This window comes from Gordonia sp. 852002-50816_SCH5313054-c (assembly GCF_001665925.1).
Lineage (GTDB): Bacteria > Actinomycetota > Actinomycetes > Mycobacteriales > Mycobacteriaceae > Gordonia > Gordonia jacobaea.
In genome coordinates this window covers 22,055-36,500 of sequence record NZ_LZTE01000035.1, presented here as the reverse complement: position 1 = coordinate 36,500, position 14,446 = coordinate 22,055, and the positions used below count along the sequence as shown (strand labels likewise).

The following is a 14,446-nucleotide window of genomic DNA, read 5'->3' as shown; positions in this document are numbered from 1 at the left end:
CGGCCTCGCGACCGCCGACTGCGACAAGCTCCCCCAAGCGGTAGCTGGACTACCGAAATCCGATGTACTTGCGGAGAATCGTCACTGATTCCGCAGGTTTTCTCCATCTGAACGGACGCTTCTTAATCTGCTCGCAACATTCGGTGGCTTACGGTCTGTGGCATGCGCAATGGAGAAGTCTCATTCTGGTATTCGACAATCGATCCCGTGCGGCGTCGTTCGCCCCTTGGTGGAGACCTCGATGTCGACATCGCCATCGTCGGCGGCGGACTCACCGGTCTGTGGTCGGCGTACTACCTCCGTGAGGCGCTTCCGGACGCCCGCATCGTGGTGCTCGAGAAGGAGTTCTGCGGCTTCGGCGCCTCCGGGCGCAATGGCGGCTGGTTGTCGGCAGAGGTGCCGGGTAACCGGTCGCACTATGCCGACATCGCCACGTCACGCGGCCGTGACGGCCTCGAAGCGAATCGTCGACTCACCGCCACCATGCGCTCAGGCGTCGACGAGGTACTCGCTCGCCTCGCCGCCGAAGACATCGACTGCGACGCGGTGAAGTCGGGCGTGCTCCACATCGCGCGCTGTCCGGCGCAGGAATCGCGACTGCGTGAGGAGCTCGACGCCGAACATCATTTCGGTGCGAGCGACTGGGAGTACCTCGACGCCGACGCCGTCGCGGATCGACTCTCGATTCGCGGCGCGCAAGCGGCGATGTTCTCGCCGCAGTGCGCACGGGTGAATCCGATGAAACTCACCCGTGGCGTGGCCGACGCCGTCGAGCGCCGCGGGGTGACGATTCACGAGGACACCGCCGTCGTCGAGATCAGCCCGCGATCGGTCCGCACCGACCGCGGGACCGTTCGTGCCGAAACCATCCTGGTCTGCCTCGAAGGCTTCACCGCGACCATGCCCGGGCGACACCGCACACTGCTCCCCCTCAACTCGTCGATGATCGTGACCGAGGTGCTCCCGGAGGGGATGTGGGACGAGATCGGTTGGGAGGGAGCAGAACTGCTCGGCGAGACCGCACACGCCTACACCTATTCGCAACGCACCGCCGACGGTCGGATCGCGCTCGGCGGACGCGGCGTGCCCTACCGGTACGGCTCCGGGATCGACCATAACGGCGAAACCCAGGAGCGCACCGCGCAATCACTTGTCGACGCCTTGCACGAGCTCTTCCCCGCGACCGTCGACGTCGAGATCGCGCACGCGTGGTGCGGCGTGCTCGGGGTGAGCCGCGACTGGTCGGCCTCGATCGACTTCGACCCGACGACGGGGATCGGTTCGGCATCCGGCTACGTCGGATCCGGACTCACGACGACGAACGTCGCCGCCCGCACGCTGCGCGACCTGGTCGTCGGAGAGCGGACAGAACTCACCGCGCTACCGTGGGTCGCGCACCACGCGAAGAAGTGGGAGCCCGAACCGCTGCGCTGGCTGGGCGTCGCGTCGATGTACGGCGCCTACCGCGCCGCGGACCGTCGAGAGCTGGCCTCGACGTCGCCGAAGTCGAATGTCATTGCCCGCGTGGCCGATCGGATCTCCGGCCGGGCGTAGGTGGTCGAGCCTTCCCCGCTGGTCGAGCCCTACCCGCTGGTCGAGCTTGTCGAGACCACTTGGCCGCTAGTCGAGCCTGTCCCGCTGGTCGAGCTTTCCCCGCTGGTCGAGCTTGTCGAGACCACCACGCCGCTGGTCGAGCTTGTCGAGACCACCTCGCACCGCTCGAATCCCGGACGCGGGCAAGTGGTCTCGACACGCCGCTCGTCCCTCGCGGCTGCTCGACCAGCGGATGCCCCGCTGGTCGAGCTTGCCCGCTGGTCGAGCTTGTCGAGACCACCTCGCGGATCAGTACGTAGCGCCCGGGGCGAACTCCTCGAGCATGTCGGTGACGAGAGCGGCGATCGGCGAGCGCTCGCTGCGCGTCAGGGTCACGTGTGCGAACAGCGGATGCCCCTTCAGCTTCTCGATGACCGCGGCCACACCGTCGTGGCGTCCGACGCGCAGGTTGTCGCGCTGCGCGACGTCGTGGGTGAGCACCACCCGCGAACCCGTACCCAGTCGGGACAGCACCGTCAGCAGTACGTTGCGCTCCAAGGACTGCGCCTCGTCGACGATCACGAACGAATCGTGCAGCGACCGACCGCGAATGTGCGTGAGCGGCAACACTTCCAGCATTCCGCGGCTGAGCACCTCTTCGATCACCTCCGGCGAAGCGAGTCCTTCGAGCGTGTCGAACACCGCCTGCGCCCACGGCCCCATCTTCTCGGCCTCGCCGCCGGGCAGGTAACCGAGCTGCTGGCCGCCGACCGCGTACAGCGGGCGGAACACGACGACCTTGCGCTGCGTCCGACGTTCGAGCACGGCTTCGAGGCCGGCGCACAGCGCGAGCGCCGACTTTCCGGTGCCCGCCTTGCCGCCGAGGGACACGATGCCGACGCTGTCGTCGAGGAGCAGGTCGAGGGCGACCCGCTGCTCAGCCGAACGCCCGTGCAGCCCGAATGCCTCACGGTCGCCCCGGACCAGCTGGACCTGCTTGGCCTCGTTGACCCGGCCCAGTGCACTCGACGAGCCGTGGCCCAACAGCCGAACTCCCGTGTGGCACGGCAGTTCTCGTGCAGCGTCTAGGTCGACGACCCCGTCGGAGAACAGCGTGTCTATGACGAGCTGGTCGACGTTGAGCTCCGCCATGCCCGACCATCCGGAGACCACGACGTCCTGTGCGTGGTACTCGTCGGCGTCGAGTCCGACGGCGCCCGCCTTGACGCGCAGCGGCGTGTCCTTGGACACGAGCGTGACGTCTTTGCCCTCGGCGCGCAGGTTGAGCGCGCACGCGAGGATGCGGGAGTCGTTGCTGTCGGTGCGGAATCCGGCGGGCAACACCGCCGGATCGGTGTGGTTGAGCTCGACCTGCAGGGTGCCGCCCTCGTCGCCGATCGGCAGCGGGACGTCGAGTCGACCGTGCTCGAGTCGCAGGTCGTCGAGCAATCTCAATGCCTCACGTGCAAACCATCCAAGCTCGTGGTGGTGACGTTTGCCCTCGAGTTCGCTGATGACGACCAACGGCAAGATGACGTGGTGTTCAGCGAATCGTGTGACTGCCCAGGGATCTGAGAGCAGCACGGAGGTGTCGAGGACGTAGGTGCGTGTGGTCACGTGGGCTCCTACGTTTGTGCGGCACCCGCACAAACCAGTTCTTCGATGACCGGCTGGTTCTTGTCCTTTTCTCGGCGTCAGCCGAGATGGACGAGGACCGGGGCCGGCCCCCTCGTGCTGCTGGTGCAACCCACGATGTGAACCTCCCGGACGAACCGCTTCCCCGCGGCCCGTCACTGGTCAACGTACGCGGATGGCGCCGTTCCGGCGCGCCGTAACCGGGTGTGTCTACGTGAAATATGCGTAAACGGACGTATCGTCGAACCACGACGCGCAGAAGCGATGCCGTGGTGACGATACGCCCGTCAGCAGGGAAAATGCGTCGGTCAGCGACCGGCGCGAGCGAGGATTCTGGCCTTGGCCGCGGCGGCCGCGTCGTTCAGACCGTCGACACTTTCGAGCTTCAACTGATCGACGATCGACGCCGCGATCGCGTCGATCGTGCTCTCGTCCTGGTAGTCGGCGATCAAGGCGCGCTGCTCGTCGAAGTCGACGACGTCGAATCCGATCGGCTCGTCGAGTCCGCGTGCGAGCGCCTTGTCGAGCGCGATCACGGCCGTGTCCTGGTCGGCGACGAGTCCCGCGCCGAGCAGGTTGACGAAGGTGCGCGACGACACCTCGTCGTCGCCTGCGACCTTGTGCAGGATCTGCCCGAGGATGTCGTCGGTGACCGACGCCTGCATCTTGCCGATGAACTTCACGCTCTGCGCCTCGTGCACCGCCATGAGTGCCAGGACGTCGAGTGGCTTGAGTTCGTCGACCTGCGCCTCGTTCTGCCGGTAACCGGCGGTGACGTGGACTCGACGACGCTCCTCGGCGTCGACCGGATCGATCGCGCGCCGGACCACCAGGTAGTCGCGCAGGACCACCGCGTGGCGGTTGTCCTCAGCCGTCCACACGCCGACGAGCTGACGCCAGTCGGAGAACGCCGGGAAGTACTTGGCGAGGATGCGGTGGTACGACGGCAGGTTGTCCTTGGTGAGGAGCAACGCCAGCAGCGCTGCCGCGGTCTCGTCGGACAGCGTCTGCTGCGACGGGTCCCAGTCGTCTCCGCCCATGAAGGCGAAATTGCGACCGTCATCCCACGGCACGTACTCGTGCGGATTCCACGCAGCAGAAGCGAGCTGGTGATCTTCGGCCACCTCGGGGAGGGCCTTCTCCAGCGCGATGATCAGTTCGTCTTCGCTCAGTACGTTCACCGCGCCAAGGATACGGATGCGTAGGTGGCGATTTCAAACCGCCCCGACCATCTCGATGCTGGCCAGATGTCCAGGTCAGACCCGGCTCATCAGTCCCCACTGCTCGAGGCCGTCGTACAGCGGGAAGTCGAGTGCGAGGCGCGAGACCCGGCCACGCAGCGCAGACACATCAGCGTCGGGCCCTGCTGCGAGCGCGGTGGCGATGATGTCGGCGACCTCGCTGAACTGCTCGTCGCCGAAGCCGCGGGTCGCGAGTGCGGGGGTACCGATCCGCAGACCGGAGGTGACCATCGGCGGACGCGGATCGAACGGCACCGCATTGCGGTTGACCGTGATGCCCACCTCGTGGAGGAGGTCTTCTGCCTGCTGACCGTCGAGCGTGCTGTTGCGCAGATCGACGAGGACCAGGTGGACGTCGGTGCCGCCGGTGAGCACCGAGACGCCCGACTTCTCGACGTCGGAGCCGGTCAGCCGCTCGGCGAGGATCTTGGCGCCCGAGAGCGTCCGACGCTGCCGATCGGCGAACTCTTCGGTGCCCGCGATCTTGAGTGCGACGGCCTTGCCCGCGATGGCGTGCATGAGCGGTCCGCCCTGCTGCCCGGGGAACACCGCCGAGTTGAGCTTCTTTGCCCACTCCTGCTTGGCCAGGATGATGCCCGAGCGCGGTCCGCCGAGGGTCTTGTGCACCGTCGACGAGACGACGTCCGACGCAGGCACCGGATTGGGGTGCAGGCCGGCCGCGACGAGTCCGGCGAAGTGAGCCATGTCGGTCCACAGATATGCGCCGACCTCGTCGGCGATCGACCGGAAGGCGTCGAAGTCCAGGGTTCGCGGGTATGCCGACCATCCGGCCACGATCACCTTGGGCTGCACGTCGAGGGCGATCTTGCGCACCTCGTCCATGTCGATGCGGAAGTCTTCTTTGCTGACGCCGTAGAAGTGGTTCTCGTAGAGCTTGCCCGAGAAGTTCAGACGCATGCCGTGGGTGAGGTGGCCGCCGTGCGCGAGGTCGAGGCCCAGGAGCCGCTCCCCCGGGTTCATCAGCGCCATGAGGACGGCGGCGTTGGCCTGTGCACCCGAATGCGGCTGAACGTTCGCGAAGTCGGCTCCGAAGAGTTCCTTCGCGCGGTTGCGTGCGATGTCCTCGACGACGTCGACGTATTCGCAGCCACCGTAGTAGCGGCGACCCGGATATCCCTCGGCGTACTTGTTGGTCAGGACGCTGCCCTGTGCCTGCAGCACGGCGCGCGGAACGAAGTTTTCCGAGGCGATCATCTCGAGTGTGTCGCGCTGGCGGCTCAGTTCGCCGTTCATCGCGGCCGCCACGTCGGGATCGACCTCTGCCAGGGACATCGAGTTCAGGCTCGCGGTGTTCGCGGAGATGGGATTCTCGCTCATGGCGACCAGTCTATTGGCCCAGTTCGGCACGCAGCAGAGCTGGGGTCAGGGGTTCGTCGAGAAGGCGTCCGAATCGCGCGAGACGCGCATCCTGCGGCACCTGCTCGAGCCAGTCCCCCAGGAGCCGATACCCCTCGACATAGGTGGAGATGTACGCGCGCCACAGCGGCGAGGTCAGGAACCGCAGCATCTGTCGCGCCCGCTCCGACGGCGCGAGCAGCCACCGTTGCAGAAAGCCGGCGACGACGTCGGCGTCGAGGTGCGCATCGTGCAGCATGAGCGCGGCGTCCTGGCGCACGGTCAGCAGACCCGACGACGCCGCGCCGACCCGCGCAGCGCGCTCACCGTCGAATCGCAGTCCGAGGTCGGCGTAGATCTCCTGCGCCCACAGTCCCCAGTTGTCGCCGATGGCCGCGTGCAGTGCGTGGTCGGCAAGCCCCTCGGCCATCAGGCACTGCGGCGTGTTGACCAGGAAGATGGTCTGCTCGGTCTGCCCACCGCCGACGAGGATCTCTTCCTTTCTGCAGTGCTCAGTGTGGTGGCCGGGATACGCCTCGTGCGCGATGAGGTGTGGCAGTGACGACATGTATTGCGTGAGATCGGCATTGATCGCCACCCGCGACCGATAGTTGCCGAGGTAGTAGTTGAAGCCCGACCACGGCTTGTCGGTCACGACCTCGAATTCGACGATCTCGTTGTCCGCCAACGGGAAAACGTCGCGGACCCGCTCGCGCAATGCACCACTGAAGGCACGGACGCATTCGTCGACGCGCTCGGGCGGGATCTCGTCGGCGCGACGATACGTCGCATAGGCGTCGCTGAGCGCGGGCCCGGTAGCGTCGGGCACTCCGAGCGCAGAAGCCAACTCGCCGTGCGCCTTTCGATAGTCGTCGGTGTCGGCGGGCGCGATGTCGACGTCGAAGTAGGCACGCACCTCGTCGACGAATCCGATGGACTCGCCGGCGAATTTGCGTGCAGAACATTCCAGTGCGCGCAGGTGCGCGTCGACGAACGCTGCCCGATCGGGGCTGAGACCGGCGGGGAGTTCGGATCGCAGACCGCGCGCACGGTCGGCCAGCACGGCGGGTTCGGGCGCCGGCCCGCCCGCTACCTCGGCGCGCAGTGCCGGGTCGCCGGTGTACGCGTCGACGAACCCCTCTTCGAGGCGGTCGAAGGCGAGGCCGAGCCGCAAATAGTCGGTGACCAGATCCGTATCCGGGGTTGCCGAACCGCTGTACGCCGTTGCCATGGTGGAAGGCTACCGACAGGGGCGTCGACGCGTCCTTCTAAGCTGTAGGCCATGACGACGAGGTGCGACTCGCGATCGCCCATGGGACGAGCCCGCTGATGGCGCGCGACACCACCGGCCGCGATCCCAGTCTTTATCTGGAACTCGATCGCAAGCAATGGCGTGACCTGCGTGAATCCATGCCGATGGTGCTCAACGAGAACGAGCTCGACCAGCTTGTGGGTATGGGCGAGAACGTCGACCTCCAAGAAGTCGCCGAGGTTTATCTCCCGCTGTCGCGACTCATCCACCTGCAGGTCGCGGCCAGGCAGCGGTTGTTCGCGGCGACGTCGACCTTCCTCGGCGACCGGCAGACCACCAAGCAGGTTCCGTTCGTGATCGGGATCGCGGGCAGCGTCGCAGTCGGAAAGTCGACGACCGCCCGCATCATGGCAGCTCTGCTTGCCCGCTGGGAGTCGCATCCGAAGGTCGACCTCGTCACCACCGACGGCTTCCTCCTGCCCACACGTGAACTCGAACGTCGAGGCATCATGCACCGCAAGGGATTTCCCGAATCCTACGACCGCAGAGGCCTGCTCCGGTTCGTCACCGAGGTCAAGTCGGGTGCGCGCGAGGTGACCGCGCCGGTCTACTCGCACCTCACCTACGACATCGTCCCCGACGTGATGCACTACGTGCACCAGCCCGACATCCTCATTCTCGAAGGCCTGAACGTGCTGCAAACAGGTCCGACGCTGATGGTGTCGGACCTGTTCGATTTCTCCATCTACGTCGACGCCAAGACCGCCGACATCGAGAACTGGTACATCTCGCGATTCCTGCAGATGCGGTCGACGTCGTTCGCCGACCCCAACTCGCACTTCCACCACTACTCGTCACTGACCGACGACCAGGCGCGCGCCGCCGCCCGCGACATCTGGACGTCGATCAACCTGCCCAATCTGCGGGAGAACATCCTCCCCACCCGCCCGCGCGCAACCCTGGTGCTGCGCAAGGATTCCGACCACTCGATCAACCGGGTCCGGCTGCGCAAGTTGTGAGTTCGCGGTTGCGCAAGTTGTAAGTGCTCACGCGAAGATGTGTGTCGAATCGAAGGATGTGGGTGCTGCAGCACCCACTTCCTTACGTTCGACACACATTCAGCCTCGGGCGGCGGCGCTATTTCCGCTCGTCGGCCTCGTACGGGTACTTCGACGTGATGGCGACGCGGTTCCACGCGTTGATCATCACGATCGACGCGACGACCTGGCCGAGCTCCACCTCGTCGAACACCGCCCGTGCACGCTCGAACGCGTCGTCGGGAACTCCCTCTTCGCCGATTCTGGTCACGTATTCGGTCAGTTCGAGGGCCGATCGCTGCCGCTCGTCGAAATGGTTGAAGGCCTCGTGCCAGACCGGGATCAGACCGATGACCATGGGGTCGATTCCCATCGCGAGCGCATCGGCGATATGCATGCGCAGGCAGTAGGCACACCCGTTGAGCTGTGATGCGCGGATCTTGATGAGCTCGATCAGCTCGGGCTCGAGACCCTCCGACGACGCAAGCTGCAATGCGATGAGCGCCTTGTAGACGTTCGGATTCTGCTCGAGCATCGAGAGCCTGCGCGTGGTGGCGGTTTCTTGTGCTGTGGTGGTCATCAGTTGACCCTTTCTGTAGTGGGTGGAGTTGTTTCGAGCCACTCGTCGAACGTGGTCGAGGTCTTGTCGAATGCCCCGCGCGGCATGAGTCCGCCGTCGCGAAATGCTTTCCCGCCGAACGGGACTGCCACAACCCATCGTGGTGATCCGTCGCGCCGAGCAACCGCGCGCGCAAGATCGACGAGATCGTGCTGCCCGGGTCCTGCGATCTGCCGGTCCGATGGGTCGTCGGACAGAACAGCGTCTGCGATCAGTCCTGCGGCGTCGACGGCGGCCAGTGGGCGGCACACCATGCGCGGAGCCATGGCGATCGGACCGAGTCGTGCGCGGGTGAGCATCTGACCGGCCAGTTCGTACCACTGGGCCGATCGGATGATCTGCAGATGCCCGGCGTCGACGTTGTCGGCGTAGGTCTGCTCCTGCGCAGCTTTCCCTTGGTAATAGCCGAATTTCGCATTCACCGCCGGATCTGCGGCATTGATGATCGACACGCACACGACTCGTTGCACACCCGCCGCTGCGGCGGCTTCGGCGATGGTGCGCGCGACTGTCGAGAAGAAGTCGACGGCTTTCGAACCGCGCGTCGTCATCACGTTGGTGCAGTCGATCACCGTGTCGGCACCCGCGCACGCCTCCCGCACGCCGGTTCCCGCATACGCGTCTACTCCCGACGACCGTTGCGCGCGAACCACTTTCTCGCCTCGCCGTTCGAGATCGTCGGAGAGAAGCGCACCGATCTCACCGCTCGCTCCGAACACCACCGTCGTCATCGGCTCCACTTCCTCTCGGATCGTCTGCTTCTCGGAACGCAACACCGTCAACGCTAGTGGCAGATTGATCCAGAAATGAGGTTCAATCGAGACATATTCTTGTGCGTCAATCCAGGAGGCGTGATGACAGGTGATCGATGGTCTGCGCTCGCCGAGCGACTCGGGACCGACCTCTATCTCGATCTGCAGCCCGATCCGAACGCACCCACTCGAGGCCGTAGCGCGCAACTACGCTCGCGGCTCGCCGACGAATTGCGCAGCGCCATCGCGGATGGTCGCCTCACACCCGGCATGCGCCTGCCTCCCTACCGATCGCTCGCGGCCGACCTCGGCCTCGCTCGCGGGACCGTCTCCTCGGTGTATTCCGAACTGATCGCAGAAGGTTGGCTGATCGCACGGCAGGGCGCGGGCACCACGGTCGCAGCGGGCACCACGGTCGCAACGGGTTTCGGGTCGCCGGGTTCTGCCGGCCTCCCACCCGCAACCGTCGTCTCCGCACCACGCGTCGCACATGACTTCTCCCTCGGCCAGCCCAACACGTCGCAGTTCCCGCGTACCGCATGGATCAGGTCGATGCGGCGGGCGATCTCGACAGCCGACGACTCCGCGTTCGGTCCGACGCCGCCCAACGGCAGTGAACGCCTACGTGTCGCGCTCGCCGGCTACCTCGCCCGCGCACGCGGCGTTCGTGCTCATCCCGACCAGATCGTGTTGACCACGTCGGTTCTGTCAGCGTTGAATCTTCTGGCACGCACTCTCTTTCGTGAATCCGTCGCGGCGGAGGCGTACGGCCTACCCTTCTTTCGAGACCCGTTCACCCGGCGCGGTGCACTCGTGTCACCGATTCCGGTCGATCACGACGGCGCTGACGTGACAGCGCTGGCCGACCTTGCCGTCACACCCCAGGCCGTCCTGCTCACCCCAAGCCACCAGTCCCCGATCGGGGTGCCACTTGCTCCACAGCGTCGAGCGGCGGCCATCGAATGGGCAAGGGCGACAGACGCATTCCTGATCGAGGACGACTACGACGGCGAACTGCGCTACGACCGCGAGCCCGTAGGCGCGATGCAGGCACTCGCTCCCGATCACATCATCTACACGGGATCGGTCAGCAAGAGTTTGTCCCCATCGATACGCATCGGTTGGCTGGTCCTGCCGCCGGCGTTGGTCTCAACTGTGATGTGGGCCAAGGGAATGCGCGAAACGGATGCGAGCATCGTCGATCAGCTCGCATTGGCCGACATGATCGAAACCGGCTCGTACGACAAGCACATCCGAAGCAGTCGGCAGTTCTATCGACACCGCAGGCAGGCGCTGATCGAGCGACTGCACGCGCACAGGATCCCAACCATGGGTATTTCCGCCGGCCTGCACGCGGTGTTACCCGTTCCCGTCGACGTCGAGGCGTCGGTGCTCGCGGCAACCCACGAGCGGGGTTTCTCGCTCGGCGGGCTCGACGCCCTACGGCATCCGGACGCCCCGCGGCTTCACGACGCGCGTGGTGAGCCCACCGGAGGAATCCTCGTCGGCTTCGGCACGCCGCCGGTCTCGACATTCGACGCCGACGTCACGGCGCTCATCGATCTACTCGAAGATCATTTGCCGAATCGTCGACTGCGCGCGGAGTAGTCACGCAGCGCACGCAGGAAGTCGACGCGACGGAACTCGGGCCAGTAGGCGTCGGTGAACCAGATCTCCGAATAGGCGCTCTGCCACAGCAGGAACCCGGACAACCGCTGCTCCCCCGACGTCCTGATGACCAGATCGGGGTCGGGCTGTCCCTTGGTGTACAGGTTGCGGTCGATCGCTTCGACGGTGACGGCGTCGACGAGTTCGTCGACGGTCGCGCCGGCGTCGGCCTTCTCCACGAGCACCGCACGCACGGCGTCGGCGATCTCCTGTCGGCCCCCGTACCCGACGGCCACGTTGACGTTCATGCCAGACCTGTCGAGAGTCCGTTCGGCGGCGGCACGCAGACGCTGCGCCGCGGCCTCGGGGAGCTGATCGAGGGTTCCGACGATGCGCACCCGCCAGTGCCCGTCCGGGGTGGCGATCTCGTCGACGATGTCGGGCACGATCTCCATCAGCGCGTCGAGCTCGTCAGAGGCGCGCTGCAGATTCTCGGTGGAGAGCAGATAGATGGTGACCGTCTCGATGCCCAGCTCGGCGCACCACTCGAGCATCTCGGCGATGCGCTGTGCGCCCACCCGATGCCCGTGACTGACGTCTTCGAAGCCCGCCTCGCGAGCCCATCGTCGATTGCCGTCGCAGATGATCGCCACGTGCTGCGGCAATCGGTTCTCGTCCGTCAACTGGATCAGCCGCCGCTCGTACACGGAGAGCATCGGCCGACGCAGACGATCGGGTAGGAGTTTCATCGCGAACCAGATTAGACCTCACCTGTAAGGGCACACTGAATCAGGCCACGACATCCTCGGCGAGTTCTTCGGTCTCCTCGTCGGTGAGCTGGTCACGCTCGTGACGCCCGCCAGCGGCCGGACTCGCCTCTGCCGCACCTTGAGCAAGGTTCCGATGGTCGCGCAGGGCGACGATCCCGACCAGCGCAGCGCCGACGACCAGCCAGCCGATGATCTTGCCGATGTCACCCACACTGGACACCTCGGGGAAGTAGGCCAGGTTGCGCGACGCCTCGTTCAGGCCTGCGCCGATCCAGAAATCGTGCAGGACGGCGAAGAACTTCGGTTGCAGCGCAGGCGCGAACACGCCGCCGCTGGTCGTGAAGTTCAATCCGACGAAGATCGTGACCATCGCCAGCGTCGTGAATCGACCGATGAACGGGTGCAGTCCGATCGCGAACAGCATGGTCGCCAGCGCGTAGAGGATCGACAGCCCGAAGATCTGCCACTGCGCACCCGGCAGAGCGTCGAACACCCACACGGCAATCGCCGTGGTCACCGCGGCAGAGACCACCGAACACACCGCAGCAAACCCGAGACGCACGCGAATCCTGCGCCCGCCCGCGGCGACGGCGATCGCGATTCCGCATCCGTACGAGCCGACGGTGAGGGCCACCAGGAAGAAGAAGATGCTCTGCCCGGACGGATCGCGCTGCGGATCGGCCTGCACGACGTCGACGATCTTCAATGGTTGGTCCTTGGCGATCGTGATGCCGTTGAAGATCCGTTCGACCGTCACCGCTGTGGGATCCGACGCCGCCGTCGACACATAGAGGACAGGCGTGTCGGCCTTCGGTTCGAAGGCCGCCGCGATCTCTCGGTGCTCAATGGCCTCGCGCGCCTCATCGGCAGTGGCGACGGTCCGGATCGAAACGTGGTCGCCGAGTTGTTGCTGCAGAGTCTGTGCGGCCACCTGAGTCGAGGTACTGGCACCGACCACATCGATACGCAGATCGTGCGGATCGGGCTTATGGAATCCCCCGAGATAGGCGAGTGCCATGACGGCACCGATCACGAGCGGAACGGCGACATGCGACGCGATGGTCTTGATCGACAACGCATGGGTGGGAGCAGCGGACATCGATTACCTTCTGGGCTAGTCGAGAACATAGATCGTTCACCAGGAACGGTTGCAGAATGCAACTTGGATAGGTTGTAATATACAACTATGGCTTCACCCGAGCAACCCGATGCCGCCGAAGTCGTCGGGCAGGAATTGGTCACGCTGTCGCGGCGCCTGCGCAACGGCGCCCGCGACATCTACGCCGAGGGCGGCCTGACCTTTGTCGAGTTCTCCCTCCTCGCATTGATCTCGGACAACCCGGGCATCAACGCGGCGTCGCTGGCTCGGGCGGCCAACATCGACAAGTCGACGGCCAGCCGCCAGCTCGGCGAACTCCGTCGCCGTGGTCTGCTGCGCCGCACACAGGACGCGACGTCGTCGAGGTCGCAATCGTTGGAGGTGACCCAGGAGGCTCTCGACACCCTGGGCGAGATCCGACGACGCAGTGGCGACGCCATCGCGCGCAGGCTCGACGCGTGGACGCAGGACGATCTCGAACTGTTCGCAACGCTGTTGCGCCGCTACAACGACGCCGACGCGACATGACCCCGATAGCCGTGACGACCGCCCTGTTCGAGCCGACGGGCGCGGCACAGCGTGCCACCGACCTCGCCCGCGCGGGCGCAGCGGGGGTGTTCACCTTCGAGGGGCCACACGATGTGTTCACGCCGCTCGTCGTGGCGGCGTCGGTGCCGGAATTGACCCTGCTGACCAACGTCGCAATTGCCTTCCCGCGCAACCCGATTCACCTGGCGCATGCGGCCAACGATCTTCAGCTGCTCTCCGGCGGCAGATTTCGACTCGGCCTGGGAACGCAGATACGCCCGCAGATCGAGAAACGGTTCGGCGCTGACTTCGACGACCCGGTTGGCCGCATGGCCGACAAGGTCGGCGCCATCAACGCCATCTTCGATGTGTGGGAGACCGGGGCCCCGCTGCGCTACGAGGTGGCCTATCACCGTCACACCTTGATGACGCCCACCTTCAACCCCGGCCCCAACCCGTTCGGCCGGCCGCCGGTGTTCGTCGGCGCACTCGGGCCGTTGATGACCCGCGCCGCGGCAAAGCACGCCGACGGAGTGTTGGTGATGCCGTTTTCCACCGCCGACTTTCTGGCGTCGACAACCGTCACGAACATTCGACGCGGTCTCGCCGCACGCGATCACGGCCGCGGCTTCACCGTGATCCCCGAGGTGATCGTGTCGGTGGGCACCGACCACACCGCCGCTCGCCGACTCCTCGCCTTCTACGGCTCGACGCCCGCCTACCGGCCCGTCCTCGCCGCGCACGGCGCAGAGCATCTGCAGCCCGAACTCAATGCGTTGTCGAAGCAGGGGCGGTGGGCTGAGATGGCCGATCTCGTCGACGACGAGCTACTGCACACGATTGCCGCTGTCGGTAGTCCCGCAGACGTCGCCCAGCAGATCCGCGCCCGTGTCGGCGCGTTCGACGCGTTGCGCGATCTGGACGTCCGCGTCGACGAGGTGTGTATCTATCAGCCGACACCTATCGACGTCGACCAGCTCGCGGCGGTCATCTCCGCCCTCGGCTGACAGCATTCT

Annotated in this window: 13 protein-coding genes; 5 read left to right on the top strand and 8 right to left on the bottom strand. The window is 65.7% G+C overall.

Translation table 11 applies throughout. The features are described from left to right. Window positions 1–162 precede the first annotated feature (162 nt). A complete protein-coding gene (locus A5788_RS08615) occupies window positions 163–1,554 on the top strand; it encodes an NAD(P)/FAD-dependent oxidoreductase (RefSeq protein WP_064869563.1) in 1,392 nt (463 codons plus the stop codon). 288 nt (window positions 1,555–1,842) lie between these two features. On the opposite strand, the gene A5788_RS08610 is transcribed toward A5788_RS08615, so the two are convergent. The 4 genes from A5788_RS08610 to A5788_RS08595 all read right to left on the bottom strand — a co-directional run bounded on the left by A5788_RS08610 (window position 1,843) and on the right by A5788_RS08595 (window position 6,996). Further along, window positions 1,843–3,150 (bottom strand): PhoH family protein, encoded by a 1,308-nt coding sequence (locus A5788_RS08610; RefSeq protein ID WP_049699651.1) that lies wholly within the window; start codon window positions 3,148–3,150, stop codon window positions 1,843–1,845. Window positions 3,151–3,476: 326 nt separating this feature from the next. After that, window positions 3,477–4,349: an acyl-ACP desaturase gene (locus tag A5788_RS08605; RefSeq protein WP_064869565.1), complete on the bottom strand. Its 873-nt coding sequence runs from the start codon at window positions 4,347–4,349 to the stop codon at window positions 3,477–3,479. Between the two features lie 75 nt (window positions 4,350–4,424). Further along, the gene (gene glyA, locus A5788_RS08600) at window positions 4,425–5,702 is read right to left on the bottom strand and encodes a serine hydroxymethyltransferase (RefSeq protein WP_049699822.1); all 1,278 of its coding nucleotides are present in this window, start codon (window positions 5,700–5,702) and stop codon (window positions 4,425–4,427) included. A gap of 55 nt (window positions 5,703–5,757) precedes the next feature. Further along, window positions 5,758–6,996, bottom strand: coding sequence for a hypothetical protein (locus tag A5788_RS08595; protein WP_064869567.1), 1,239 nt, complete (start codon window positions 6,994–6,996; stop codon window positions 5,758–5,760). Between the two features lie 98 nt (window positions 6,997–7,094). On the opposite strand from A5788_RS08595, the gene coaA reads away from it, so the two are divergent. After that, on the top strand, window positions 7,095–8,036 hold the full coding sequence (gene coaA / locus A5788_RS08590; protein WP_049699823.1) for a type I pantothenate kinase: 942 nt from the start codon (window positions 7,095–7,097) through the stop codon (window positions 8,034–8,036). 118 nt (window positions 8,037–8,154) lie between these two features. On the opposite strand, the gene A5788_RS08585 is transcribed toward coaA, so the two are convergent. Both A5788_RS08585 and A5788_RS08580 read right to left on the bottom strand, forming a co-directional pair. Beyond that, the gene (locus tag A5788_RS08585; protein ID WP_049699654.1) at window positions 8,155–8,634 is read right to left on the bottom strand and encodes a carboxymuconolactone decarboxylase family protein; all 480 of its coding nucleotides are present in this window, start codon (window positions 8,632–8,634) and stop codon (window positions 8,155–8,157) included. Continuing rightward, window positions 8,634–9,404: an SDR family oxidoreductase gene (locus tag A5788_RS08580; RefSeq protein ID WP_064869609.1), complete on the bottom strand. Its 771-nt coding sequence runs from the start codon at window positions 9,402–9,404 to the stop codon at window positions 8,634–8,636. The genes A5788_RS08585 and A5788_RS08580 overlap by 1 nt, the downstream gene beginning before the upstream one ends. A 123-nt stretch (window positions 9,405–9,527) precedes the next feature. Between A5788_RS08580 and pdxR the strand changes: the two genes are divergently transcribed. Further along, window positions 9,528–11,033 (top strand): MocR-like pyridoxine biosynthesis transcription factor PdxR, encoded by a 1,506-nt coding sequence (gene pdxR / locus A5788_RS08575; protein WP_064869569.1) that lies wholly within the window; start codon window positions 9,528–9,530, stop codon window positions 11,031–11,033. Here the strand turns inward: pdxR and A5788_RS08570 are convergent. Both A5788_RS08570 and A5788_RS08565 read right to left on the bottom strand, forming a co-directional pair. Next, the gene (locus A5788_RS08570; protein ID WP_049699655.1) at window positions 11,000–11,782 is read right to left on the bottom strand and encodes an isoprenyl transferase; all 783 of its coding nucleotides are present in this window, start codon (window positions 11,780–11,782) and stop codon (window positions 11,000–11,002) included. The two genes, pdxR and A5788_RS08570, sit on opposite strands and share 34 nt — an antisense overlap. Window positions 11,783–11,822: 40 nt before the next feature. Continuing rightward, the gene (locus A5788_RS08565) at window positions 11,823–12,902 is read right to left on the bottom strand and encodes a hypothetical protein (protein ID WP_064869571.1); all 1,080 of its coding nucleotides are present in this window, start codon (window positions 12,900–12,902) and stop codon (window positions 11,823–11,825) included. An 87-nt stretch (window positions 12,903–12,989) separates the two neighbouring features. Between A5788_RS08565 and A5788_RS08560 the strand changes: the two genes are divergently transcribed. Both A5788_RS08560 and A5788_RS08555 read left to right on the top strand, forming a co-directional pair. Beyond that, window positions 12,990–13,430 carry a MarR family winged helix-turn-helix transcriptional regulator gene (locus A5788_RS08560; protein ID WP_049699657.1) on the top strand — a complete coding sequence of 147 codons (441 nt, stop codon included), beginning with the start codon at window positions 12,990–12,992 and terminating at the stop codon, window positions 13,428–13,430. Next, a complete protein-coding gene (locus A5788_RS08555; protein WP_064869572.1) occupies window positions 13,427–14,437 on the top strand; it encodes a TIGR03617 family F420-dependent LLM class oxidoreductase in 1,011 nt (336 codons plus the stop codon). The genes A5788_RS08560 and A5788_RS08555 overlap by 4 nt, the downstream gene beginning before the upstream one ends. Window positions 14,438–14,446: the final 9 nt, after the last annotated feature.